Origin of the sequence: Kribbella caucasensis (assembly GCF_004361855.1) — a bacterium.
In the GTDB taxonomy this organism is placed as follows: Bacteria; Actinomycetota; Actinomycetes; order Propionibacteriales; family Kribbellaceae; genus Kribbella; species Kribbella caucasensis.
Genome location: NZ_SNWQ01000018.1, coordinates 105,355 through 132,335, shown reverse-complemented (window position 1 = coordinate 132,335; position 26,981 = coordinate 105,355). Strand labels below are relative to the sequence as shown.

The 26,981-nt window shown below is 69.3% G+C and carries 15 protein-coding genes; 7 read left to right on the top strand and 8 right to left on the bottom strand.

What is annotated here, in order from left to right:
- The first annotated feature begins 4 nt into the window (after positions 1 to 4).
- On the top strand, positions 5 to 1,768 hold the full coding sequence (locus EV643_RS31320) for a CBM96 family carbohydrate-binding protein (protein ID WP_133803783.1): 1,764 nt from the start codon (positions 5 to 7) through the stop codon (positions 1,766 to 1,768).
- Positions 1,769 to 1,843: 75 nt separating this feature from the next.
- The gene (locus tag EV643_RS31315) at positions 1,844 to 2,959 is read left to right on the top strand and encodes a glycoside hydrolase family 26 protein (RefSeq protein ID WP_133803782.1); all 1,116 of its coding nucleotides are present in this window, start codon (positions 1,844 to 1,846) and stop codon (positions 2,957 to 2,959) included.
- Here the strand turns inward: EV643_RS31315 and EV643_RS31310 are convergent.
- From EV643_RS31310 to EV643_RS31275, 8 genes are read right to left on the bottom strand one after another with little or no spacing between them, the layout of a single operon-like run.
- Positions 2,956 to 4,263, bottom strand: coding sequence for an RCC1 domain-containing protein (locus EV643_RS31310; RefSeq protein WP_133803781.1), 1,308 nt, complete (start codon positions 4,261 to 4,263; stop codon positions 2,956 to 2,958). The two genes, EV643_RS31315 and EV643_RS31310, sit on opposite strands and share 4 nt — an antisense overlap.
- Entirely contained in the window at positions 4,260 to 5,861 is a 1,602-nt protein-coding gene (locus tag EV643_RS31305) for a lipopolysaccharide biosynthesis protein (protein ID WP_166665643.1), read from the bottom strand. Before EV643_RS31305 ends, EV643_RS31310 begins: the two co-directional genes overlap by 4 nt.
- Positions 5,861 to 7,780, bottom strand: a complete 1,920-nt coding sequence (locus tag EV643_RS31300; protein WP_166665642.1) for a hypothetical protein — start codon at positions 7,778 to 7,780, stop codon at positions 5,861 to 5,863. The genes EV643_RS31305 and EV643_RS31300 overlap by 1 nt, the downstream gene beginning before the upstream one ends.
- Positions 7,777 to 8,715: a glycosyltransferase family 2 protein gene (locus tag EV643_RS31295; protein ID WP_133803778.1), complete on the bottom strand. Its 939-nt coding sequence runs from the start codon at positions 8,713 to 8,715 to the stop codon at positions 7,777 to 7,779. The genes EV643_RS31300 and EV643_RS31295 overlap by 4 nt, the downstream gene beginning before the upstream one ends.
- A 1-nt stretch (position 8,716) precedes the next feature.
- Positions 8,717 to 10,009 (bottom strand): GumC domain-containing protein, encoded by a 1,293-nt coding sequence (locus EV643_RS31290; protein WP_133803777.1) that lies wholly within the window; start codon positions 10,007 to 10,009, stop codon positions 8,717 to 8,719.
- Entirely contained in the window at positions 10,006 to 10,893 is an 888-nt protein-coding gene (locus EV643_RS31285) for a sulfotransferase family protein (protein WP_133803776.1), read from the bottom strand. Before EV643_RS31285 ends, EV643_RS31290 begins: the two co-directional genes overlap by 4 nt.
- Positions 10,890 to 12,125 carry a hypothetical protein gene (locus EV643_RS31280; RefSeq protein WP_133803775.1) on the bottom strand — a complete coding sequence of 412 codons (1,236 nt, stop codon included), beginning with the start codon at positions 12,123 to 12,125 and terminating at the stop codon, positions 10,890 to 10,892. Before EV643_RS31280 ends, EV643_RS31285 begins: the two co-directional genes overlap by 4 nt.
- Entirely contained in the window at positions 12,122 to 13,480 is a 1,359-nt protein-coding gene (locus EV643_RS31275) for an O-antigen ligase family protein (RefSeq protein ID WP_238165919.1), read from the bottom strand. The genes EV643_RS31280 and EV643_RS31275 overlap by 4 nt, the downstream gene beginning before the upstream one ends.
- 378 nt (positions 13,481 to 13,858) lie before the next feature.
- Here EV643_RS31275 and EV643_RS31270 point away from each other — a divergent pair, with 378 nt between their 5' ends.
- The 5 genes from EV643_RS31270 to EV643_RS31250 all read left to right on the top strand — a co-directional run bounded on the left by EV643_RS31270 (position 13,859) and on the right by EV643_RS31250 (position 26,895).
- Complete coding sequence (locus tag EV643_RS31270) at positions 13,859 to 17,215, top strand: PKD domain-containing protein (protein WP_133803774.1); 3,357 nt, start codon at positions 13,859 to 13,861, stop codon at positions 17,213 to 17,215.
- Positions 17,216 to 17,244: 29 nt separating this feature from the next.
- Positions 17,245 to 20,076, top strand: a complete 2,832-nt coding sequence (locus EV643_RS31265; RefSeq protein ID WP_238165918.1) for a PKD domain-containing protein — start codon at positions 17,245 to 17,247, stop codon at positions 20,074 to 20,076.
- A 125-nt stretch (positions 20,077 to 20,201) separates the two neighbouring features.
- Positions 20,202 to 22,925, top strand: coding sequence for a PKD domain-containing protein (locus EV643_RS31260; protein WP_238165917.1), 2,724 nt, complete (start codon positions 20,202 to 20,204; stop codon positions 22,923 to 22,925).
- Positions 22,926 to 22,965: 40 nt separating this feature from the next.
- Entirely contained in the window at positions 22,966 to 23,772 is an 807-nt protein-coding gene (locus tag EV643_RS31255) for a LamG domain-containing protein (RefSeq protein ID WP_133803772.1), read from the top strand.
- An 18-nt stretch (positions 23,773 to 23,790) separates the two neighbouring features.
- Positions 23,791 to 26,895 (top strand): ATP-binding protein, encoded by a 3,105-nt coding sequence (locus EV643_RS31250; protein ID WP_133803771.1) that lies wholly within the window; start codon positions 23,791 to 23,793, stop codon positions 26,893 to 26,895.
- Positions 26,896 to 26,981: the final 86 nt, after the last annotated feature.

The window sequence follows — 26,981 nt, the reverse complement described above, 5'->3', positions numbered from 1 at the left end:
CCCCATGCGGGATGCATTCTCCCGTAGGCATGCGCGACACCGTGCTGCCGTTCCCTCCGACGTACTGAACGAACCGGCCGCCAAAGCGAGCCGCAGGATGCTGATCCCGATCGCGGCCGGGGTCTCGCTCCTCCTCACCACCGCCGGACTCGGCGTCGCGGCGTTGAGCTCGGACAGCGTCCCGGCCCCGGTCAGCCTCACGGCCACGGCCGACGCGTACGTGTCCACCAAGTCGCCTTATCAAAAGCACGGCTGGTCCACCCGGCTGGTCGCGAAGATGAACGAGTCGACCAGCCTCATCCGCTACACCGTGCCCCCAGTGGCGGACGGCTTCGACCGCAAGGCGACGCTGGTACTGACCCGGCTGACCACCAGCAACCCGGCCAAGATCGCGGTGGCGAACGCGCCGGCGACCTGGACCGAGGCCGTCACCTATTCGACCGCTCCGAAGCCGGGTACACCGTTCGTGACCGTGGACGACGACGGCAAGTCGGCGCAGCTGCGGATCGACGTCTCGAAGGGCATCACCGAGGCCGGCGTACTGAATCTGGCGCTGACGCAGCCGATCGGGCGCGGCGGCACCGTGTTCGGTTCGCGCGAGTCCGGGCTGAAGCAGTCGAAGCTCGAGATCAGCTATGTCCCCGAGGGCTCGACCGGCCCGGTGCCGTCGATGCCCACGTCGGCCCCGACCTCGGCCCCGACGACGGCAACGCCCAAGCCGACGGCGACGCCCACCACGACAACGCCCAAGCCGACGGCAACGCCGACGACCACCACGCCGACGCCGACGCCGACCACGACGACGTCACCTCCGACGACCGGCTGCACGGTTTCGGCCAAGCTGGTGCCGTCCTGTGGTGCCTGGTTCGGTGCCGCGGCGAATCCGCTCGGCACCGAGTCCTGGGATCAGGCGCTGCCGACATTCGAGAGCACGATCGGCCGGACGGTCGACATCGCGCACTACTACAACTCGAGCCCGAAGCTGTTCCCGACCGCGGACATGATCAAGCGGGCCCGGGAACCAGGCAAGAAGCGGATCCTGCTGCTGAACTGGAAGCCGGAGATGGGCCGCACCTGGGCCCAGGTCGCCGCCGGTGACCCGACGGTGGACGCCGCGATCGACGCCGAGGCGGAGTACCTGAAGTCGACGTTCCCGGAGAAGTTCTTCCTCGGGATCCACCACGAGCCGGAGGAAGAGGTCAGGCCGGCCGCCGGTTCGGGGTACACGGCCAAGGACTATGCGGCGATGTACCGGCACGTGGCGCTGCGGCTGAAGGCCAAGGGCGTGACGAACGCGGTGTTCGTGATGAACTACATGGGTACGCCGCACTGGGGCTCGCAGTCCTGGTTCAACGACCTGTACCCCGGTGACGACGTGGTCGACTGGATCGCGGAGGACCCGTACATCTTCGGTGATCACGAGAACTGGTGGACCGACTTCGGCACCGCGGTCAACCGCACGGACACCTGGACCAACCCGAACTGGCCGGGCTTCTACACCTGGGCGACCACCAAGCACCCGGGGAAGCCGATCATGCTGGGCGAGTTCGGTATCAACGAGCAGACGTTGTTCGGCAAGTCGAAGCCGGACATGCTCCGCACGATCGACGAAGGTCTGGCCAAACGTCCGGCGCTCAAGGCGATCGTCTACTGGAACGAGACGAAGTTCGATCCGGTCGGCGAGACCAGGCTCGACTCCTCGGCGGCTTCGAAGTCGGCCGCGCAAGAGGTGCTCGACAGCGGGCCGCTGCTCCGCAGGCTGAACTAGCGGAAAACTCGCGAATCAACTGAATAAAGGGTTCTGAGCTCTCCGCTCGGGGGTTGCACGCTGTAACATCAGCGGATGGGTGTGCAATCCCCGAGCCGGCGGAGTCTGACCCGGTGGTTGACGATCGCAGCGGCGACTGCCGTTGCGATCGCGCTTGCCCTGGTGAGCTGCGCGCTGGTCTCCGACTCCGACGGCGGCTCAGGCGCGAATCCGGTGCCCTCGGCACCAACCCGTACGGCTAACGGTTGTACGGTCTCGGAGTTGCTCGTGCCGTCCTGTGGCGCGTGGTTCGGGGCCGCGGCCAACCCGCTCGGCGAGGAGTCCTGGGACAAGGCTCTGCTCGCGTTCGAAGAGGCGATGGGCCGGCGGGTGGACATCGCCCACTACTACAACTCCAGCCCCGAGCTGTTCCCGACCGAGGACATGATCATCCGGGCCCGCCAATCCGGCAAGAAGCGGCTCCTGCTGCTGAACTGGAAGCCCGAGATGGGCCGCACCTGGGCCCAGGTGGCCAAGGGCGACCCCGAGGTGGACGCCGCGATCGATGCCGAGGCCAACTATCTCAAGACGACCTTCCCGGAGAAGTTCTTCCTGGCCATCCACCACGAGCCCGAGGACGAGATCAAGCCGGCCACCGGTTCGGGGTACACGGCCAAGGACTACCGGGCGATGTACCGGCACGTGGCGCTGCGGCTGAAGTCCAAGGGCGTGACGAACGCGGTGTTCGTGATGAACTACATGGGTACGCCGCACTGGGGATCCCAACCCTGGTTCGAGGATCTGTATCCCGGTGATGACGTGGTCGACTGGATCGCGGAGGACCCGTACATCTTCGGCGAGGATCCGGAGTGGGCCGGCGGCGGTGTCGGCGGGGCCCTGAACCGGACGCAGAAGGCCTATCCGAAGTGGCCGGGCTTCTACACCTGGGCGACCAGCAGGCACCCGGGCAAGCCGATCATGCTGGCCGAGTGGGGGATCGATCGCAAGCTGGGGGAGCAGATGCGGAAGGCCGCGTTCGGGACGATGCCCTCCCAGCTCGCCACCTATCCGCAGGTGAAGGCGCTGGTCTACTGGAACGAGACCGAGTTCGACCCCGTCGGCGCGACCGAGCTACGGGCCGGCGACGAAGCGGTCGGCGTACTGGTCAAGGCGCTCCGCTCCAGCCGCCTCAAACCGCCGCCAGTGCCCTAACGCAAGGCGATCAGCAGGTGCCGGCGGCCGGCGCCGATGGCGGTGACCCAGCTGGGTGGCGGTACGCCGTTCTCGACGTTGACCTTGCTCGGTTTGGTGCGGTCCAAGCGATCACCAGTCGCCAGTTGCCCACGTCCGTTGGAGCCCCAAGTCAGGATCGTGCCGTTCTGCAACACCGCGACGCTGTAGCCCTCACCGGCGACGATGTGGGAGACGTCCAGCAGCTTCGGCTGCGTCCCGGCGCCGCGGACCTGGGTGGCGAACGCCCTTGTCTTCAAGGTGCCGTCGCCTAGTTGCCCACCGGTGTTGCGCCCCCACGAGACCACCGAACCGTCCTTGAGCAACGCCAGCGTGTGCTTCTCCGCGGTCGAGATCTCGGTCGCGCCCGTCAGCGGTTTGCCAGGTGCGGTCAGCACGTCCTGGGGCACACTGCGGCCGGTCGCCGTCCCGTCGCCCAGCTGGTTGACCTCGTTGCGGCCCCAGGCAAGGACTCGGCCGTCTCCCAGCAGGGCGACCGAATGCTGCCCGCCGATGGCCACTGCCCGGACTCCGGTCAGCGGCGCCCGGTCCGGACCGGTGACCAGGGCCGGCAGCTTGGCCTCTTCGGGTGCCGAGATGCCGAGTTGCCCGTGGGTGTTGTCGCCCCAGCCGAGGACGGTGCCCTGGTCGGTCAGCGCGAGTTCGCTGCCGCCGTCCGCCGCGATCGCCCGTACGCCGGTCAGTGGACCGGTGCCCGTCGGATTCAGCACGACGCTGGGGATCAGCGGATCGATGATGGTGTCACCGGTGCCCCGCTGGCTCGAGTTCGCCCGGCCCCAGACCACCACCGTGCCGTCCTTGCGCAGGGCAACCGAGGTGTTCGAGTCGGCGGCGATGTCGATCACCCCGGTCAGCTGACCGGGGGTGCCGTCCGGGGCCTTGACAAGCACCGGCACGGCCGACCCGACGTGGGTACCGTTGCCGAGCTGCCCCTCGTCGTTGGCGCCCCAGGCAAGGACCCGGCCGTCATGGAGCAACGCCAGCGAGTGCCCCTCGCCGGCAGCCAGATCCACCACCCCGAGCAGGTTCGCGCCGGACTTGTCGAGCACGGGCCCGAAGCTGGTCCGGATCCCGGTCGGCGCCGAACGGCCCAGCTGCCCGATGTCGGAGAACCCGGTCGACAACACCATGCCACCGGTGTTCACCGGGCCCGCGGCGGTCGGCTCGGCCAACGGCACCGCCTTCGCGCAGGCACTTAGTCCCGCCGCCATTGCCAGCAGGGCGAGGGCGGAACGGGCGAGCAGCCGAGGGGCGGAACGAGTCATGGCACCGGCTTCGTTTCGGTGGCGACCGGCAGGAAGCCGGCCTGGTCGGGGGTACGGCGGCGTCGTAGCAGGGCGGTGAACGCGGTCAGCGCGAGTTGGTCGCGCAGTTTCCACAGGGCGGTCAGATAGCCGACGGCCCCGACCGCCAGCACGACCACGAGCAGACCGTCGGAGGGATCCGCGACGAGTTCGAGCAGTTGCGGCGGTACGGCGAAGCACGCCAGCGCGAGACCGCCGACGTACACGGACAACCGGCTGAACGGCAGCCAGTGCAGGTGTGCCGACACCTGGATCATGCCGAGCACGTTCCGGACCACGATCGCCGCGGCCCAGGCGATCGCCGCGCCGACCATCCCGATCGGCGGGATCAGCAGCAGGTTGAGCGTCAGGTTGACCCCGAGTGCCACGAGTGCGTTGACCAGGCTGAGCCCACTCCGCCCAGCCATCAACAGGATCAGGTCGACCGGCCCACCAGCAGCGGCGAGCAGGGCGGCCACCGCCAGTACGACGACCACCTCGTGCCCGGTCCGGTACGTCGTCCCTCCGAACACGTGCAGCAGGAAGGGCGCAAGTGCCAAGCAGGCGAGGAAGAACGGCCAGGTCAACGACATGGTCCACGCCGTGACTGTCTGGAAGACGCGCTTGGCGGCGTGATTGTCCCCGGACGACAACAGGGCACTCGTATGTGGCGCGGCGACCTGCTGGATGGCCTGCGTCCCCAGCTGGCCGATCACGAACAGCCGGGTCGCGACCGTGTAGACGGCTGCCTCGGCCGGCGATCGAAGGGCGGCGACGAGCACGATGTCGGCCCGCTGCAGGATGCTCTGGCTGATCCGCGAGATCACCCGAGGCCACGTGTAGACGGCGTACTCGCGCCACAGCGCCTTGCGGGTGGACGGCGGCCGGCTCGGTCCGCTCTGAGCGACCAGTCGTTGCTCGATCACCCTGAACCACGCGATGGCGGCGATCGTGCCCACGACGTACGGGAGAGCCCAGGCGAGCGTCAGGCCGCCGAGTCCGGTGCCGGCCGCAACGGCCACGACGATGCAGCCGACCTGGAGCAGAGGACGGCCGATCTTGTCGACCAGGACGGTCGGCCTGATGGTGGCCAGGCCACGGCTCGCGGACAGCGCGGTATTCATCACCGCGGCCAGCGGGACGCAGATCGCCAGGACGACGACCGCGCGGCGACCGGCGGTACCGCCGTCCGGGCCGAGGATCGCCTCCGCGATCGGGCCGCGAAGCGTGATCAAGCCGGCGCCCACCAGAGCGCCGCCGCAGAAGGAGACGAGCGCGGCCATCCGGGCGGTGGTCCGCGCGTCGGCGAGCCGATCCTCGACCAGGAAGTGCGGCAGGAACTTCGACAACGACACGTCCGAGCCGAGCTCGGCGATGGCGGCCACGATCAGGAACACCGCGGTGAGCGCGAACAACCCACCGGCCACCGTGGCATCGGTGAACCGGGTGACCACCCAGGTGAGCAGCAGCGTCAGCACCGCGCCCCCGGCGGCTCCGACCAGGTTGGCGGAGCCGCTGCGGGCGATCCTGGTCAGACTGGCCGGGGGTGGGCCAGCTGTGTCGGCGAGCGGAACGGCCACTACATCAATCTCCGCGAGCCTGCGTAGTCCGTCTCGTCGCCGCTCCCGGAGTCGTCATCCGGGAACCACGGCGGTGCGACCCGCTCGTCGTCATCCTCCCCGCGCACCACGGGGATCTCCTCCGTCTCATCCACGGCCGGCGCCACAACCTCGCGGTCGGGAACCTCCTGATCAGCAAGCTCGGGGGCCGGAAGTTCGTGGCCCGGCCAGTCGCGGCCCGGCAGTTCGTGGCTGGGATGTGCGTAGGCCGCAACGCCGTTCACCGCAGCGCCGTTCACCTGTACGCCGTTCGTCGCGACCTCTTGCGGAACCTCCTGCTCCGTCAGCTCGGCGCCGTCCTCCTGCGGCTCGTCCACCATGTCAATGACCGGTGCGGCGACGACCGCAACCGCAGCGTTCTCCGGCGTACGGGCCTTGTCGCGTCGGCGGCGCGGGGTATCGACGACGACACCGACCAGCTTGGCGCCGCCCCGCGTCACCGCGTCCGCGGCGTGCTGCAGCTCGGCCGATGTCGTCTGTCGCAGACTGACCAGGATGACCACGTCGCTGCACAGGTCCGCCAGCGTCAGCGTCTCCGGTGCGGAGGCGATCGGACCGGCGACGAGCAGCCAACGACTGTCCCGGATCAGCTCGTCCAGGAATCCCCGCATCTGCGGCGACGCCAGCTTGTCCACCGACCCGCTGTGCCCCGCACCGACGGGGACGAACCGCAGATTCGGCTGGTACTCCTTGGCGACCCCGGTCGAGTCCACCAGGTCGTTCAGTACCTCGGCGACCCCATCCGCCTCGGTCAGCCGAGCAGCCTGGGTCAGCTCGCCATCGGTGTCGACCAGCGTCACGCTCTGATCGGCACGTGCCAGCGCAGCCGCCAGCACCAGGGGAGTGCTCGTGTGCGACTCGACGGAACCGGCCGGAACGAGCAGCACCGCGCCACCGTCCGGACTGGAGACCCCTAGCACACTACGCAGCAGCCGGGCGCCCTCGGGCAGCTCGACCGAGGCGTCGACCAGCAACCCCTGCGGCTCCACGGCCGCGGTCGTCGTCACCGTGCTGAGCACCGGGTATCCCAGCGCCTTGACGTCGTCGACGGTCCGCAGTGCCCGGTCGTTCAGGGACCGCCAGATCGCGAACACCAGACCGAGCAGCAACCCGAGGGCAGCACCCGCGGCCGGAAGGATCCAGTTCGGCAGCCCGGCGGCGCCCGTCGGCACGGTCGCCGGCGACAGCACCTGACCGGGATCGCCCTGGTACAACCGCAGGTCGCTGAGCTGGCTCTCCAGCTTCGTCGCCTCCAGGGTCGCCGTGGTCACGCGCTGCTCGGCCAGCACCCGGGCGGGCGTACCCGCTTGGGTCTTGGCCAGCGCGGTCACGTTCCGGGTCAGGGCGGACTGGTTCGCCGCCCGGGCCTTGGTCAGGTTGTTGATCTGGACCTGGACCGACTGGGCCGCGCGCCGCTCGCGCGCCACCAGGTACGCGTTCGCGAACGCGTTGGCACCGTTGCGGGCGGCGACCGGCGTGATGTCGGTGTACGACACCTCGAGCACCTGCGAGTTCGGCGGGGTGCTGACCGTCAGCTGCTCGACGAGCGCGGCCACCGACGCGTTGCTGCGCAGCGTGGTCTTCGCGATCTGGGCGACCGCGTCCGAGCTGACCAGCTGGGCCTCGGTACCGAGGTTGGCCAGGTTCTGGCCGCGGGTGCCCGGCGCGTACGGGTTGCCGTCGGCCGGCTCGACCAGCACGGTCGCGGCCGCCGTGTACGTCGCCGGCTGCTGCCGGGCGCCGAGGAACCCGAGTCCGGTGCCGACCACCAGCAGCAGCACCACGATCGGCAGCCTGCGGGCCAGCCCGGACCAGGTGAACCGGCTCCCCGGTGCGGGCCCCGTCATCTCCGTCCCGTCGCTCATATTCACCGTGCTCATACTCCCCGCCCTCTCGCATTCGCCCATTGCAGAACTCTGTTCGCCGGAACGACCCCAGATGCGATCGCCAGCGCGAGGTATCCGCGCTTTTCCCCCGGTGCCAACCGGAGGGCCCGCATGGCCCACCGGGATGATTCGGAGCGGCGCCGCAACGCTGCGTACGCCACTGCCTTCTGGCCGTAGATCCGGGCCAGCCCGCGGGGGCTGTTCCGGATCACGGCATGTTTGTCGACCATGTAGTCGAGTGCCTCGATGATCACGGCCCAACGCGTGGTGAAGAACGAGCCCGGGTGCCACAGCACCTCGACCAGCGGCTTGCTCACCACCGCGACCTTCTCCGCGGCCAATGCCCGCAGCATCCAGTCGTAGTCCTCGGCGTATCCGCCGGGAAGTTCCTCGTCGACCCAGCCGATCCGCTCGAACGCCGCCCGGCTGACCAGCACGGTCGACGGATGCGCCTCCATCACCCGGCGCCGGGCCAGTTCGTCGACGGTGACGTCCGCCGGCGTCGGGATCCGGATGTGGGTCTGGTCGCCGATGGTGATCCGGATCCCGCAGACCGACAGGCCCGCGTCCATCCTGGTCAGCATCGCGACCTGGTTGGTCAGCTTGTCCGGCCGCCAGCTGTCGTCGTCGTCGCAGAAGGCCAGCAGTTCGCCGTCGGACCTGGTCACGCCGCTGTTGCGGGCGCCGGCCAGTCCGGGCGTCCTGGTGTTGGTGATCACGTGGATCGACCGCTCACCGGCCTGTCCGGTCAACGGCAGATCCGCGGTCAGTCCGGTCTCCCGCTGGCTCTGGTCGTAGACAACCACCAATTCGACCGGGCCGGGGTAGTCCTGAGCCGCGATCGAGCCGAGTGCCTTGCGGAGCAGCTCCGGCCGGTTCCTGGTCGCGACCACGACACTCACCGAAGGAGTCATGGCTGGGGTACTCATATCAGGTGCTCCTTCGTAGTACTGCTGGGACGAGCGGGCCGAATCGGGTCAGCAGGACGACGCCCTGGATTGTGGCGCCCACCTCGCCGATCCGGTGCACGGCCTCGGCCAGGACGCGTTGCCTGGTTTGTGGCGTGACGATCAGGACGACGTTGCCGGTCATTGCCGCGAGCACCGAACCGGGTTCGGTGGTGACGCCGCCACTCGTGACGAGTACGGTGCCGGCGCGGGAATGTCCGTCTTGAGGGATCGTGTCGGTCGGCAGGACGCTGTGGTCGACCACGCGTGCCTCCCGGCCGTGGAAGCGCAAGGCAGCCGACAACTGGTCGGCGGCGGACCGTTCGAGATCGGTCGGCGGGCGATCCGGCGGCGCGACCATCACGGTGCCGGCGCCGATCCCGAGTACGCCGGTCGTGATCGGGTCCCAGGTCCGTACGCCGGGCCGGCCGAAGCGGTGTCGCGGCAGCGTGACGACCGAGCTCCCCGGCACCAGGCGGGACACGTCGGACGCACCACCAAGCCGGGACGACCGGATCAGGGCGATCAGGAGTCCGGCCAGCCCACCGAGAACCAGTCCGGCCACCGGCGGGACCATCGGGTTGGCCCGGGTGGCGGTCGTGGTGCCACCGACCCGCAGTACCGCGCCCGGATAGGCGCTGGTGACCCGGACAGCGCGCGACTCGGCCTGCCGGGCCGCGATCTGGGTCGCGATCGCCCGCCGGCTGGCGTTCTGTTCGGCCTTCTTGGCGGGAGTAGGCCGGCCCTTGATCTCGGTCTCGTCCAGGCGCGCGTTCAGCGTCGCGATCTGCTGGCCGATGACCTCCACCCGGTGGTCGCGGCGGGCCTCGAACTCATCCCGGCGGAGCTGGAGATAGGTCTCGGTCATCGTCGCCGCGCCCTTCTCGGCGGCGGCCCGGCTGGTCGAGCTGTACGTTGCCTTCAGCACCTTCGTGGTCGGCACCGCCGAGATGTGCAGGTGCGAGCGGATGTCCTCCTCGCCGGTCGCTTTCTGGGTCGCGGCCAGCACCGGCGCCGAGATCAGCCGGGCGGCCTCGGTGTCGATGGTGAACCACTTCGCGCCTTCCTCACCCTTGCGGGCCAGGTAGAGCGGAGCGTCCGCGACCAGCACGGCGGAGGTGGAGGAGTAGACCTTCGGCGTCCGGATCGTCCAGGCGACACCGATGATCGCGCCGACCATTGCGCAGGCGACGACGGCCACCAGCCCCCTGCGCATCGCGCGCAGGTAGGCGGAGAGCTCGACGGCGTCGTTGCGCGCCGGACGGCCGGGCTTCACAAGCGCCAGCTCGGGGTCGTGCCGAGGAGGCCGGCCAGCTCCACGTCCGAGGATTCGAAGGTGTCCAGCAACATCGACCGGATCGAGTCCGGCATCGGCTTGCTCGGCCGGGCGTTGGCCTGCTCGACCTTCTCCGGGTTGTGCACGGGCAGACCGAGCCACTCCTGGAGCCGGGCGAACTGCTCGACCGGCTCGGCGAAGAACAGGTTCGCGTCGATCACCATCACCTGCTCCGGCGGCAACGCCTGCCGCAACCGGATGATCTGCTCGGCGTACCGGCCGCGGCCGACGTACGCGTGGTGCCGGTGGTGGAAGCTCTGGTACGACGGGTCCGCCCGCATCCGCTCGACCTCACCGGCCAGCCGTTCGGGCTCGAGCGCCAACGCGGTCTCGAAGTCCTCGGTCTCGAACCCACGGGCCAGCTCGTGCTTGTACGCCGAGAACGCGCGCTCGACCGGATCCCGGACCAGCGTGACCACCTTGACGTCGGGCAGGCGCTTCGCGATCCGCTCCGCGGCGAGCGGGTGGAACATGTAGTACCCGCTGCTGTCGAACGTCATCGGCCGGCCGACTCGCGCCGTCCGGGCCGCCGCGACAGCCGCGACCGGGAAGTGTCCGTGGTACCAGGACCAGGGGTGGTCGTAACCGACGTCGAAGTACCCGATTCCCTTGTGGAAAAGGGGCCGCACGATCGCCGGGTGCTCGACCAGCAGCCGGTAGAGCGTCGTCGTACCGCAGCGCTGGGCACCCGCGACGATGAGGTCGGGCAGCATCCGGACCCCGGCGGTGACCTGGCCGACGGCCCGGGTCGCCTTCCGGATCGCCTCCTGCGTGCCGTCCGGGACCATGTCCCTGGCGGATCGCAGTACCGCGGTGCTGGTCATCGGGTGGCTCCCTTCGGCGCCGGGGCGGTGAGCCGCCGGCTGTGCCGGGTCAGTGCGTCGAGGACGGTGCGGGTGGTCGGACGGAGGACCTCGCCCTGTGCTCCCTGCGTGCCGATCAGGTAGCGCGCGGTGAGGGACGCGAGGTAGAGCACGGCGACCAGGTCCTGCTCCTCGGGCGGGCAGGCCGGGTGCCGGGTGTACGGACTGGCGAGGGCCGTGTCGACTACGTGGTCGGAGAAACCGTCGGCGCGCGTGCTGGTGTGCAACACGTAGTGGATCCGGTCGAGCCCAGCCGGTACGCCGGTCGCGAACCGCTCCCAGTCCCACAGCTGCAACCGGCCACCCCGGTGACCCAGGTTCCACGGTGCGAAGTCCCCATGCCACGCGGTCAGCCGGATCGACGCGTCCCCACGCCTCCGCTCGATCCGCTCCAGCGCTTCCCCGTACGCCGTCCGCTCGCTCACGTCGTCGATCCGGGCCTCCGTGTCCCGCAACCCCTGCCAGTACTCCGATCCGGCGAGCACGGCCCGTCCTTCGTCGTACCGGTCGTACAGCTCGTCGAGTGGCGCGAGTGGTGGTTGCAGCAGCGGCCCACCGGCTGGGCGGATCGCGGTGTCGAGCGCGGAGATCACCAGCAGCTCGAGGCCGTTCCATCTGCCCAGGTGGAGGAGCTCGGGGATCGCCAGCAGCCGCCAGTCCTGCTCGGCGAGCTGGGAGAGGTTGAAGCCCTCCCGCCGGACCAGGCCGGCGGTCAGGTCGGAGTCGCCCACCTTCACGTAGGCGATGCACCGGCCGCGCCCGTCGAAGACCTGCAGGATCGGCTTCTGGTTGGCCCGCAGCGATCCGACTCCCAGACCGACGACGACCTCCATCCCGAGTACGCCGGACAGGTGCTGCTCGATCGAATCCTCGTTCACCGCACCCGGCGTGATCCGGATCCGGTCCGCGAGGATCCCCTCGGCACCGACCCGCAGTACGGCTGAACCCGCCAGCCGCAGCGCGCGCTCCTTCGTCGACAGCGAGCGGCTGAACCGGCGCAGGCCACTGGCTGCCGCGGCGGGACGACCGGCCGGAACCAGCAGTCGCGGCGCCGAACTAGACGGCACGAAGATGAGTTCCTGGGAAGACCGATCGCGACGGCGGTTGTGCAGCAGTTCGACGTCGTGACCGGGCCACAGCCGGGCGACCGTCTGCAGCAGCCGGTTGGCGTTGAGGTTGGTAACAGTACTCACGGCGCATCGGCCGCCTCTCGGTCGGTGCGCCACATCAGCCCGAGCGCGATCATCAGCGTGAACAGCGGCGACCCGAGAGTGTCGTAGACGAGCATCTCGACCAGGAAGAAGACGATCAGCGCGAGCCCGGTCATCGTCACCGGCTCGCGACTGCGAACGTGTCTGGCGAATCGCACGAAGAAGAAGGCCAGGAAGAGGATGGTGCCGAGCAGCCCTTGGGCGAACACGACCAGCCAGAGGTGTCCCTGCGTCCCGAACGGCGGTACCGCGCAGGCCGGGCAGCCCAGCGTCGCCCCACCGGCGATCGAGCCGAAGCTGCCTTCGACGTCACGGGTGTTGCCGAAGCCGATCAACGGTGAGCCCTTGATGGTGGACTCGACCGTCTTGATCGCCAGCTCGCCACGCCGTTCGTTGCTGTGCTGGTTCGCGAAGCGTTCGCCGATCATGCCGGGCAGCGGCGACAACAGGGCGCCGACGATCACCACGGCGGTGACCGGCGCCAGCCACGCGACTGCGTTGAAGCCGCGCAACCGGATCACCTGGACGACGGCGTACAGGGCGCCGATGACGAGGACGCCCCACAGGCCGCGGTTCAGCGAGTAGACCACCGGAACCGCGGCGACGGCCAGCACCGGCCAGCCCGCCATCCGCCGCCAGCCGGCGTCCCGGGCGAACCAGGAGTAGAGGAAGAACGGCAGATAGAAGGACAGGTTCGCGCCCCACGAGTTCGCGTAGGCGAACGGCGCCCTCGGTCGCGGCTGGGCGAACCCGAGCACGTTCTGGATGTCCGCGGTGGCCGGATGGATCAGGGCGTGCAGGAACTTGTTCCCCGACACCGACTTCGGCAGCAGGATCTCCAGCGCCGAGCTGAACTCGAAGGTCGGTGCGAGCACCCCGAGCAGTCCACCGAACGCGGTCACCACGAACATGAAGGCGAGCAGCCGGATCACCTTGGCGCTCGGCAGGTCCTTCGAGCTGGTGTTGCCGACATAGAGCAGCACGATCGTGACGACGAGGTACCAGCCGAGCCGGTAGACGAAGGTGAGCAGGGTGCCGCCGAGCGGGCCGGTGGTGCTGAACGGCGCGTCGCTGGTCAGCATCGTGCCGCTGACCAGCACGACCAGGAGGAAGCCGAGCCACCAGCCGAAGCCGCGCGGCGCGATCACGGTCCGGCGGCTGAGCAGCGCCCAGGCCATCGGGATGGCGGCCAGGAAGAACGCGAACTCGGTCAGGCCGGTGATCCACCACAGCGGGAAGCCGAGGAACAGTACGGACAGCGGCCAGCCGGCCGGCAACCGGCGGCGCCGGCGCGGCATATCGGCCGCAAGGCTCGCGGCAACGTTCTGTGACGACAACTGGATCCCCCACCCGTTGTTCCGAGCGTCGCAATCGCCCCCCGGCGCACTAGCTCTCCTCAGGAGGATATGCGAGGGAGTACGGATCGCCAATGATCGGTGACGAGATTGCCACCTGTCCGTGACGAACAGATGGACAGCTGGGGTGGTCGGATTGGGTTTCATCACTGTCGGTGATGCCCGGGTGGCCTGCCGTTCCCTTAGACAACGATCGGTGCAGGGGGTCAAGGGAATTCTGGATGAACTGCTGCAGACAAGCGCGCGAGGGTGTTTACTGTCCGTCCAAGGGGACCTGGAGTGCGGGGGGCGCACGACAGGCAATGGGTGTGTCCGGTACGGCCTTCTATGCGCCGTCCGGGCTGGGGGAGAGGGACCATCGTGCGGAAGTCTGTCGTCTGCCTGTTCACGGCGCTGCTCACTGCGCTGGCCGGCTGGCTGGTTGTTCTGGGGCCATCGGCCGACGCCGTCCAGGTGAGTCAGGACCGCGTGGTCAGCGACGATCCGGCGAACTGGACGCCGCACGTGCTGAACGGCTCGGTCAAGTCGATCCAGCAGTTCGGCGACATGATCATGATCGGCGGGGATTTCACCCAGGTCTCGAACCGGGACGGGACGATCATCTACCCCCGGACCAACCTGGCCGCGTTCAACGCGACCACCGGCGAGGTCAGCGACGCGTTCGCGCCCAACCCGGACGGTGAGGTCGCCGCGATCATCCCGGCCGGCGACGGCACGACGGCGTACGTGGGCGGTAGCTTCAACAACATCAGCGGCGGCGGTTCCGCCAGCCTGGCGCGCATCGACGTCACCACCGGCGCCCGGATCGGTGGGTTCAAGCCGGCCAAGCTCACCGGCGGCCGGATCAAGGACCTCCGGCTGGCCGGCGGCCGGCTGTGGATCGCCGGCATGTTCGCCACCGTGGCCGGGATCGCCCAGCCCGCGTTGGCGACCCTGAACCCGGCCACCGGCGCCCACGACCCGTACATGGCGCTGCCGATCGCCGGCCTGCACAACGGCGGCGTGACCACCGTGCTGAAGATGGACGTCACTCCGGACGGCAGCGAGCTGGTTGCCATCGGCAACTTCGACACCATCGCCGGGGTCAAGCACCACCAGGCCTTCATGCTGAACCTGACCGGCGCCTCGGCGGCCGTCGAGAACTGGCAGACGAACTTCTACAACACCGCCTGCTCGGCCAGCTTCCAGACCTACATGCGCGACCTGGACATCTCCCCGGACGGGTCGTACTTCGTCATCTCGACCACCGGCGCGTACGGCGGTTCGCTGACGGCCTGTGACTCGACGGCCCGATTCAACACCGACGCGCGGGGCTCCGCCCTGACCCCGAAGTGGATCAACAACACCGGCGGCGACACGACGTACGCCGTCGCCATCACCGGGTCCGTCGTCTACACCGGCGGCCACGCGCGCTGGCAGAACAACCCGTTCAGCGCCGACAACGCCGGCCAGGGTGCGGTATCCCGGCCGGGCATCGCCGCACTCGACCCGATCAACGGCCTGCCGCTGTCCTGGAACCCGACCCGCGATCGCGGCGTCGGCGTCTTCGACCTGCTGGCCACGCCGACCGGTCTGTGGGTCGGCTCGGACACCGACCGGATCGGCGCCTCCGAGTACCACGCCAGGATCGCGTTCTTCCCGATCAGCACCGGCACGGTCATCCAGCCGAACAACACGCCGACCCTGCCCAACAACCTGTACGTCGCGGGCCGCCGCTCGGGCACCCTGTTCATCACCTGGGACAACACGATCAACCGGTCGTCCTTCAACGGCACCACGGCCACCGCGCTCGCGTCGGTCCCCAACGGCGGCATCAACTGGGGCAACAACCGCGGCGCCTTCATGCTCAACGGCCAGCTTTACGCCGGCTGGTCTGACGGCAGCTTCAACCGGCGTTCATTCGACGGCACCACCGTCGGCGCGTCGACACCGGTGAACACAGGTGACCTCCTCGTCAACATGTCCACCTGGCACAACGAGGTGCAGGGCATCACCGGCATGTTCTTCGACTCCGGCCGGATCTACTTCACCCGATCGGGCAACTCGAACCTGTTCTACCGGTACTTCACCCCGGAGAGCGGTGTCGTCGGCGCGAACATCTTCACCGCCACCGGCAGTCTGAGCGGGATCAGCTTCAACCAGATGAACGGCATGTTCCTGGCCGGGAACACGCTCTACTGGGGGCAGTCCACCGACGGCAGCCTGCGCAAGGCGACCTGGAACCCGGCGACCGGGCTCCCGGTGTCGGGCACCGCGCAGACCTTGTCGACCGGGATCGACTGGCGGGCCCGGACGCTGTTCCTGTATCAGGACCCGACCGGTCAGGGCCCGAACCAGTTGCCGACCGCGCAGTCCGCGATCAGCTGCAACGACCTGAACTGCTCGTACTCGTCCGCGGGTTCGGCCGATCCGGACGGCACGATCGCGTCGTACGCGTGGACCTTCGGCGACGGTGGCACCAGCACCGACGCCAGCCCGACACACCACTACGCCGCGGCCGGCACGTACTCGGTCGGCCTGACGGTCACCGACAACCGCGGCGGCACCAACACGATCACCAAGAACGTCGTCGTAACCCACGTGAACACGTTGCCGACGGCCACGTTCGGGGAGACGTGTGACAGTCTCACCTGTGCCTTCGACGGGTCCGGCTCGACCGACCCCGACGGCCCGATCGCGTCGTACGCGTGGAACTTCGGCGACAGTACGACGGGCAGCGGGGCCACCCCGTCGCACACGTACGCGGCGAGTGGGACGTACACGGTCAGCCTGACCGTCACCGACAACGAGGGCGGCACCAACACCACCTCGCACCCGGTGACCGTGACCCGGGTGAACCAGGCCCCGACCGCGAGCTTCACCACCGACTGCACCGACCTCGCCTGTACTACGGACGGGTCGGCCTCGGCGGATCCCGACGGCACCCTGACCGGGTACGCCTGGGACTTCGGTGACGGCGGCACGGGGACGGGCGCGACCGCTTCGCACACCTACGCCGCGGCAGGGACATACACGATCGGTCTGACCGTGACGGACAACGACGGCGCGACCGCGTCGACCACGCGAACGGTGTCGGTCGTCGACCCGGCCCTCGCGATCGAGTTCGTCGGTTCCAGCCGGACGAACGCGAACGCGTCGACCTTCAACGTCACGGTCCCGGCTGCAGTCAACGCAGGCGACGCGCTGTTGCTGTTCTTCGGCGACAACGATCCGGCGCCGACGATCACCGGACCGGCCGGGTGGACCCTGGTCGAGACGGTGGCCTCCTCTGGCCAGGCCGCACGGCTGTGGCGGAAGACGGCGACGGCCGCGGATGCGGGGAGCACCGTCACGGTGACCACGTCGGCGCTGACCAAGGCGGACCTGACCTTGCTGGCGTACCGCGGTACGGCGGCGAACCCGATTGCCAACTCGGCCACCGGCAGTGAGACGGTCTCGCAGACCGCGCACACGACGCCGACGCTGAGCACGTCGACCGTGGGCGGGAAGCTGGTCAGCTACTGGGCCGAGAAGTCCTCGCTGACCACCGCGCTGACCGCGCCGGCCGGCACCACGGTCCGGGCGAGTGGCACGGGAACCGGCTCCGGCCGGACCACTTCGCTGGCCGTCGAAACCAACGACCCGGTCGTCCCGGGCACGGTGGGTGGCTTGACCGCGACAGCAGACTCGGCGAGCGCCCGGGTGCTGATGTTCACCGTCGTCCTGGCGGCCGGATGATGACCTTTGCTCTTGGGGAGTGGAATCACGTGCGTAGGAGAGTCTGTTCGATCGTGCTCGCGATCGTCACCGCGATCGCTGTCTGGGTGGTCCCGGTCCAGGCCGGTCAAGCTGTTCAGGTCGTCCAGGACCGGGTGGTCAGCGCCGATCCGGCCAACTTCACCCCGAACGTGCTGGACGGCTCGGTCAAGGCCATCCTGCAGGTCGGCAACACGATCCTGATCGGCGGTGTGTTCAACCAGATCCAGGCCGCGTCCGGCGGTCCGGTGCTGGCCCGGCGCAACCTGGCCGCGTTCGACGCGACCACCGGTGCGATCAGTACGACGTTCGTGCCGAACCCGGACGGCGAGGTGACCACGATCATCCCGTCCGGTGACGGGACGACGGTCTACATCGGCGGCTACTTCAACAACGTCAGCGGTGCCGGCTCGCCGAGTACCGCGCGGATCAACGCGACCACCGGTGCCCGGATCGCCACGTTCCAGGCGCCGACCCTGAACGGCCGGGTCAAGGACATGCGCCTGGTCGGCAACCGGCTTTGGCTGGCCGGCTACTTCACCCACGTCGAGGGTCAGGCGCAGGCCGCGCTCGCCACCGTGAACGCGACCACCGGTGCGTACGACCCGTTCATGGACCTGAACATCGCCGGTGTGCACAACGGTGGCAACACCACCGTGATGAAGATGGACGTCACCCCGAACGGTAGCCACCTGGTGGCCATCGGCAACTTCGACACCATCCAGGGCGTCCGGCACCATCAGGTGTTCATGCTCAACCTCACCGGCGCCGCGGCCACGGTGGAGAACTGGCAGACGAACTTCTACAACACCGCCTGCTCGAGCAGTTTCCAGAGCTACATGCGCGACCTCGACTTCTCCCCGGACGGCTCGTACTTCGTCATCTCGACCACCGGCGCGTACGGCGGCGCGAACACGGCGTGCGACTCGACCGCCCGCTTCAACACGAACGTCCGCGGCAGCAACCTGAGCTATCGCTGGATCGACAACACTGGCGGTGACACGACGTACGCGGTCGCGATCACCGGCACGGCCGTCTACGTCGGCGGTCATCAAAGGTGGCAGAACAACCCGTTCGCCGGCGACCGGCCCGGTCAGGGCGCGGTGTCCCGTCCGGGGATCGCCGCCCTGGACCCCTCGAACGGGCTGCCATTCTCCTGGAACCCGACCCGGGAACGCGGGGTCGGCGTCTTCGACCTGCTCGCGACCACGGCCGGCCTGTGGGTCGGCTCCGACACCGAGCACCTCGGCGCCAACTTCGAGTACCACCCGCGGATCGCGTTCTTCCCGCTCGCGGGCGGCACCGTCGTCGCGCCGAACGTGACGCCCTCGCTGCCGAACGACATCTACCTGGCCGGTCCACTGGTTCCACCGGCCAACACCGTGAGCAGAACGTCGTACGACGGGACCACGTTCGGCGCGCGCACCTCGGTCGGCAGTGGCGGCATCGCCTGGACCAGCAACAGGGGTGCGTTCATGCTCAACGGCCAGCTGTACGCCGGCTGGTCGGACGGCAGTTTCAACCGTCGGACGTACAACGGCGCCACGTTCGGCACGCCGGCGGTGATCAACACCGGCGACCAGTTGGTCACGATGACGACCTGGCACAACGAGGTCGCCCAGATCACCGGCATGTTCTTCGACTCGGGCCGGCTCTACTACACCCTCACGGGCCAGTCGAGCCTGTTCTTCCGGTACTTCACCCCGGAGAGCGGCGTGGTCGGCGCGAACCGCTTCACCGCGACGGGCAACGTTGCCGGGGTCAACTTCTCCCAGGTGAACGGGATGTTCGTCACCCCGACCGGGTTCTACTGGGCCAGCTTGGTGGACGGCGACCTGCGCCGCGCCGGATGGTCTCCGGACGCCGGGGCGCCGACCGGATCGTCCACAGTCGTGTCCACCGACGAGTGGCGTGCGCGCGGGTTGTTCCTCTACCAAGGTGTCGCGCCGCCGCCGAACCAGCCGCCGGTCGCGCAGTTCTCGGTCAACTGCAGTGCGTTGAACTGCAGTTACTCGTCGGCCGGTTCGACCGACCCGGACGGCACGATCACGTCGTACGCGTGGACCTTCGGCGACGGCGGCACGGGCACGGGACCGAGTCCGACGCACACCTACGGGGCGGCCGGCACGTACACGGTCACGCTCACCGTCACCGACAACGGCGGCGCAACCGGTCAGCGGGCTCAGACCGTCACAGTCAGCACCGGTACGCCGGGCGCGGTGACCTTCGTCGGGGCGAACAGTGTCAACCTCAATACCACCCAGTTCGGCGTCACCGTGCCCCCCGCGGTGACTGCCGGGGACTTGTTGCTGCTGTTCTTCGCCGACAACGATCCTGCGCCGACCGTCACGGCCCCGGCCGGATGGACCCAGGTCCAGACGGCGAGCTCGACCAACCAGCAGGGTCGGGTCTGGCGCAGGACGGCCACGGCGGGCGACGCGGGCACCACTGTCAGCGTGCTCACGTCGGCCGCCACCAAGGCGAACGCGACGCTGGTGGCGTACCGCGGGGTCTCCGGTACGACGCCGGTCGCCGCATCCGCCGCGGGGAGCGAGACGATCGCCCAGACCACGCACACGACGCCGACGGTGAACTCGCCGGTCAGCGGTGCTCGACTGGTCAGTTACTGGGGTGAGAAGTCGTCGCTCACGACCGTTCTGTCGGCGCCGGCCGGATTGTCGGTCCGTGCCTCGTCGACGGGCAGTGGTTCGGGGCGGATCACCTCGCTGGCCGGTGACAGTGGTCCGTTCGGAGCGGGAACGCTCGGTGGTTTGACCGCGACCGCCGACTCGGCGTCAGCGCGGGTTCTGATGTTCAGCGTGGTGGTGGCACCCGCGCCATAAGGCGCACACAACCGGATATTTGGGGGGATTGATCGATGGGACCACGTCGTGGGCTCCTGACCGCTGTCGTTCTTGCTCTGCTGGCCTCGCTCCTCATTTCGGGGGGCGAGCGCCATGCTGACGCGGTGCAGTTACCGCAGAGCACGATCGTCAGCGACAACCCGGTGGACTGGACTCCGCACGCGCTCAACGGTGAGGTGCACGCGCTGATCCAGATCGGCAACCGGGTGATCGTCGGTGGCACGTTCACCACGATCCGGTCAGCGACCAGTTCGACCCAGATCAGCCGGCGGTCGATCTTCGCCTACAACGCGACCACCGGCGCCCTCGACAACGCCTTCCTCCCAGTGGTGAACGGATCGGTCGACACCCTGCTGCCGAGCGCGGACGGCCAGTCGGTGTACCTCGGCGGCGGCTTCAGCACCGTGAACGGGACCAGTCAGCCGCGGCTGGCCCGAGTCGACCTGTCGAACGGCAGCCTGGTGACGACGTTCCGGCCGACCGTCAACCGGCAGGTCCTGGACATCAAGATGTCGGGTGGCCGGCTGTTCCTCGGCGGCTACTTCACCCAGGTCGGCGGCCAGTCGCGTCCCGTGCTCGCGGCGGTGCACCCGGACACCGGCGTACTGGATCCATTCGTCAACCTCACCTTCGCCTCGCCGGTCCGGGGTGCCGAGCTGCAGGTCGACAAGTTCGACATCACCCCGGACGGCAGCAAGTTGATTGCGATCGGCAACTTCTCGCTGGTTGGCGGGCTGCGCCGGGTGCAGATCGTGATGCTCGACCTGACCGGTCCGGCGGCGTCGGTGCGGAACTGGTACACGACCCGGTTCGAACCTGACTGCTCGGATCAGTTCTGGACCTACGTCCACGACGTCGACTTCTCCCCGGACGGCGCCTACTTCGTCGTGGTGACGACCGGTGGTACGCCGATGAACCGGCTATGCGATTCGGCGTCCCGGTGGGAGACGGACGCCGTGGGCACCAACCTGCAGCCGTCCTGGGTCAACTACACCGGTGGCGACACACTCTGGAGCGTCGGCATCACCGGTGTCGCCGTCTACATCGGCGGTCACCAGCGCTGGGTGAACAACCCGTTCGGCAGCAACACAGCCGGCGCCGGAGCTGTCTCCCGGGAGGGCCTGGCAGCACTCGATCCGCTGAACGGCCTGCCCTACTCCTGGAACCCGACCAGGACCCGCGGGGTCGGCGTCTTCGACCTCACCTCAGTCCCGGGTGGCCTGCTGATGGGCAGCGACACCGATCGGGTCGGCCGGAACTTCGAGTTCCACGGCCGACTCGCCCTGTTCCCCAACTCCACGCTGGTCCCGCCGCCGGGGTACACGGGCCAATTGCCAGGCCCCGTCTACCAGCTCGGCAGCACCACGACCGTCCGCTCGTACGACGGCTCTGTGGCGGGACCAGCGAACCCGGTCGACACCGGCACGACCAGCTTCGCCAACGCGCGCGGTGGGGTGATGATCGACGGCTCGCTGTACTCCGGGACGTCCGACGGCATCTTCACCCGCAGGACGTTCGACGGCACCACCTTCGGCCCCGCGAGCACCGTGAACCTGCGCGGCCTGACCGCGTTCGCGACCGACCTGCGGAACGTGACCGGCATGTTCTTCAGCAACGGCCGGCTCTTCTACACGGTGGCCGGCCAGTCGTCGCTGTTCTACCGCTACTTCACCCCGGAGAGCCAGATCATCGGGGCCACCCGGTTCGTGGCGACGGGCAACCTCACCGGGGTCACCTGGAGCCAGGTTTCCGGCATGTTCCTGTCCGGCAACCAGCTCTACTGGGCGACCAGCGGTGACGGGAACCTGCACCGGATCAACTTCGCGAACAACGTCCCCGTCGCGGGCACCGCTGTGGTGACGAGCGGCCCGGGCATCGACGGGCAGGACTGGCGGTCGCAGGGGACCTTCCTGATGGCCGGAACCGGTCCGGTGCCGAACATCAGGCCGTCGGCGGCCTGGACGGGCACGTGTGACCTGTTGGTGTGCGACTTCAGCGGGCTCGGTTCGACCGACCCGGACGGCACGATCGCGTCGTACGAGTGGGACTTCGGGGACGGCACGACGGCGACGGGCCCGTCGCCGGCGCACACCTACGCGGCGCTGGGGTCGTACCAGGTGACGTTGACGGTGACCGACGACGAGGGCGCCACCGGGACGGACAGCCGCCCGCTGACCGTCTCCGATGTGGCGAACCCGATCGAGTTCGTCGGTGCGAACGCGAGCAACCAGAACGCTGCGGTCCACTCGGTGACTGTGCCGACGGCCACCAGCGCCGGGGACGGGCTGCTCCTGTTCGTCACCCAGAACACCAGTGCGACCCTGACCGGACCGACCGGGGTCACGGGCTGGTCGTTGCTCAGGACGGCGACCGGTTCGGGCTACGTCACCCGCGTCTGGCAGAAGGTTGCCGGACCCAACGACGCCGGCCAGACCGTTTCGGTGTCCCTGTCCGGTTTCAGCAAGGCCGGGATGACGGTCGCGGCGTACTCCGGGACGTCCCTGACCAATCCGGTCGGCGCGTTCGACTCGGCCAACGAAACGGTGACCCGGTCGACGCACACCACGCCGGTGGTCAACTCGACCGTGCCGGGTGCGTGGCGGGTGTCGTACTGGGCGGACAAGTCGTCGGCGACCACGTCCTGGACGGCGCCGGCGGGGGAGCAGGTCCGCAGTACGTCCTTCGGCTCGCCGAGCGGCCACATCTCGACGTTGCTGACCGACCGCGGTGCGCCGGTGCCGACCGGATCACAGGGCGGACTGGCCGCGATCGCGAACAGCTCCAACTCGACCGCGAACATGTGGACCCTGTTGCTGAGCCCCAGATGATGTCGAGGGCAACTACAGTGAGTGGAAGGAGGTGGGCCGGATGACACGCTCGGCAATCATCGGTACTGCGGTCGTGGTGCTGGCCTGCCTGACCGCCTGCGGCTCCGACGCGGGGGACCAGGGCACGAACTCGGTGGCGGCGACGACCACGCCGCCCCAGCCGCAACTGCTGCTGACCTTCGACGACCAGGAGCCCGGTCCGGCGGAGGGCCGCCAGATCCAGGGCCAGGGGTCGGCGGCCATCACCGTCACCCTGCTCAACCGGAACAAGCCGCGGATGGTCTTCGAGGAGGGCCACGAAGGCAGCATGGGGCTCCGCTTCCCGCCGTACACGGGGCAGACCACCGGTTCGTTCGGCGCACTGCGGATCGAACCGGAGGAGTGGCTGTCACCGGGCAGTTCGGAGTTCACGTTCGGCGCCGACGTCCGGCTCGACGGGGTCTCCAACGGCAGCGAGATCGACAACGGTGACAACGTCATCCAGCGTGGCCTGTTCTCCGACCCGGCGCAGTACAAGATCCAGGTCGACAAGCATCACGCGTCCTGTGTGGTCCGCGGCACCGAGGGATCCGTATCGGCGAAGTCGAAGGTCGCACTGAGCCCCGCCAAGTGGTACAGGCTGGACTGCCGCCGGCTGGACCAGACCGTCACGCTCACCGTCACCGAGCTCGGGTCGACCGAGCCGCCCTCGGTGGCCGAGAAGACCGGCCCGATCGGACCGCTCGACCTGACCGGCGCCGAACCCGTCGCGATCGGCGCCAAGATCGGCTCCGACGGCCAGATCCCCGAGTCGTCGACCGACCAGTTCAACGGCGCGATCGACAACATCACCTACCTCCGAAGCTGACCCAGCGGGAGGCGCCCTATGGACCGTCCTGAGCTACTGAGTCCCCACGGGCCCCGGATGGTAGGCCGGGCCAGGCCGCTGGCGGAGCTCGACGACCTGCTGGCCGCCGCCATCAGTGGCCGCGGCCGATCCGCGGTCATCCTCGGCGAGCCTGGCATGGGCAAGACCACCCTGGCCGAAGCTCTCGCGGACCGAGCCGGGGACGCGGGTGTACCGGTCGTCTGGGGCTGGTGCTCGGCCGCCGACATGCCCCCGTTCTGGCCATGGCGAACCATCTTTCGAGAGCTGGCGCCACATCACCGGCTCGCTGAGGACCCGCCCGCCGATTCCAGCGCGGGCGGGCTTGATGGGCCGGGACTACTGCGCGGCGACGCCGGCGCCCGGGCGAGACTGTTCGTCTCGGTGATCGACGCGCTGCGCGAGACCTCTCGCGATGGCCCGGTCGTTCTCGTCGTCGAAGACCTCCAGTGGGCTGACAGCGCGTCGTTGCTGTTGCTGCGTACCGTCGTCGATGCGCTGCCCGGCCTTCCGGTGCTCCTCCTGGCCACCTGTCGCGACGAACCGCTCGAGACCGGCGACGAGGTGCTGACCGTCGTACGGGACCTTCCCACTGCCGTGCAGCGGATCCGTCTCGAGGGCCTGGAGGTCGACGAGGTCGCCGAGTTGGTCGCGCGCGTGGTGGGCCGCATCGCCACCGACGACATGGCCACCACCGTGCACAGCCGCACCGGTGGCAACCCCTTCTTCGTCCGCGAGGTCTCCCGCCTGATCGCCGCGGCGCCGTCGACAGCGATCGCGGGAGTCCCGGACGGCGTCCGGCAGGTGCTGGCCAGGCGGCTCGCGCGGGTCAGCCAGGATTGCCAGCGGATCCTGGAGATCGCGGCGGTGGCCGGGGACGGCGCCGAACTGTCACTGGTCGCGGCCGTCGCCGGTATCCGGGCTGACACTGCCCTCGATCTGCTCGAGGAGGCGGCGGTCGCCCGGCTGCTCGCCGGTCCGCCGGTCGACGGCCGGATCCGGTTCGCCCACGCCCTGGTCCGCGAGGTGCTGGAGGCCTCCCTCGGAACGGTCCGGCGGGCCGCCCTGCATCGGGCCCTGGCCGAGCAACTCGAGGCGACGACCATCGATCAGGAGGCTGCGGCGGGTGAGCTGGCCCGGCACTGGTCCGTGGCCTCTGGTCCCGACGCCGTGGATCGGGCGTCCGCGTGGGCATTGAAGGCAGCGCGAGCGGCGCGGGCGCGGATGGGCTATGAGCAGGCGGTCGGCGCCTATCGCGTCGCCTTGCGGGGCAAGGAGATCGAACGCACGAAGGTGATGCTCGAGCTGGGCGAGGCGCAGATGCACGCGGGCGATCTCGACAGGGCCCGGCAGACCTTCGCGCAGACGGCGGACCTGGCCCGGCAGGCCGGCCGCGCCAGCCACCTGGCCATGGCCGCCCTCGGCATGGGCACCGGCCTGGGTGGCTTCGAGGTGCCGCTGCACGACGAGTTGCAGGCGCAGTTGCTCGAGGAGGCGCTGACGTCGCTGCCGGAGCGGGACGGCGGCTTGCGCGCGGCGGTGATGGGGCGGCTCTCCCTTGCCTACTCAGGCTCGGATCGGGAGGTCGAGCGGGTTGAGCTGGCCCGGTCCGCCGTGGAGATGGCCGGCCGCGTGAACGATCCGTGTGTCGAGTCGGGCGCACTGGCCGCGTTCTGCGACACCATCGCCGGACCCGGCCACGTCGACGAGCGGTTCGCCGCGGCCAGCCGGATGCTGACGGTCGCCGAGCGCGGCCACGATCCGCCCTGTCAGCTGCTGGCACGTCGGCTGCGGGTGGTGGCGCTGATGGAGCGCGGTGACTGGACGGCGGTGGATGCGGAGATCGAGGCATTTGCGCGGACGTCAGAGCGACTGATGCTGCCGTTGTACGCGTGGTACGTCCCGCTGTGGCGCGGCGCCCGGGCATTGATGTCCGGTGATATCGGCACGGCCGCCCGGTACGCCGACGAGGCGGAGGAGATCGGCCGGCGCGCCGGCAGTACCAACGCCGCGCTGATGGTCTTCACCCTGCGCATGTGGACCCATCGGACGACGGGCCTGATCCCCGCGAGCTTCGCGGCCGAGGCGGACGCGGTCATCCGGTCGATGTACGAGGCACCTGTCGCCATGGGCATGGGGGCCAGCTACTTCGCGGCGGTCGGGGAGCTCGACAAGGCCGGGGCGTTCTTCGACCGGCTGATGGGCCGGGGCCTGAACGCGATTGCCGACGACTGCGAATGGCTCGAGGCGATGTGGCACGCCGGTGACGCGGCCATCGCCCTCGACCGCGCCGACGCGGCGGAGGAGGTGGCGCGCCGGCTGGCGCCGTACGAAGACCTGTGGGTGATCGACGGCATCGGTGGAGGTGTCATGGGGGTGACGGCCCACCTTCTCGGCCGGTTGGCCGCCTTCCTGGGCCGTACCCAGGAGGCGCGCCGCCTGCTGGCCCACGCCATCGACGCCTACCGCGGCTGCGGGTCGGCGCCCTGGCTCACGAAGGCGGAGCAGGACCTGGCGGCGGTCGGCGGCCCGCCAGCGAGGACCGCGACAGCCGGGGCCGTGGAGGGCTCGTTCCGGCAGGAAGGCAGGACCTGGCAACTGCGCTGGCGGGACGGCGAGGCCACCGTCCCCGACTCCAAGGGGATGCACGACCTGTCCGTGCTGCTGGCCCGGCCCGGCGAGCCGGTCCACGTGCTCGACCTGGTGGCGGCGGTCGGCGGCCCCCTGCGGGCGGCGGCCGGTGGTGACACGGGGCCGGTCCTCGACGGCCCGGCCCGGGCGGCGTACAAACGCCGACTGACCGAGCTCGAGACCGACATCGCCGATGCGGAAGGGGACGGCGCGTCTCAGTTGGCCGGAAGGCTGACCGAGGAGCGTGACTTCCTGGTCCGTGAGCTGGCCGCGGCGTACGGCCTGGCCGGCCGGGCGCGTACGACGGGCGACCCGGCCGAACGTGCTCGCAAGGCGGTCGCCATGCGCATCGCGACGGCGATCAAGGCGATCCGCGAGGTACATCCCCCGCTGGCCCGCCACCTCGAACTGGCCGTCTCGACCGGGCGGTTCTGCGTCTACCGCCCGGAGGAAACCGTGACCTGGCACAGCTAGCCGGTCGCGTGGCATCGCCAGGTAGTACCTGGCGCCTCCTTGATGAACGCGGCGCACCGGGCGTCGCGAATCGTCCAGGAGGACAT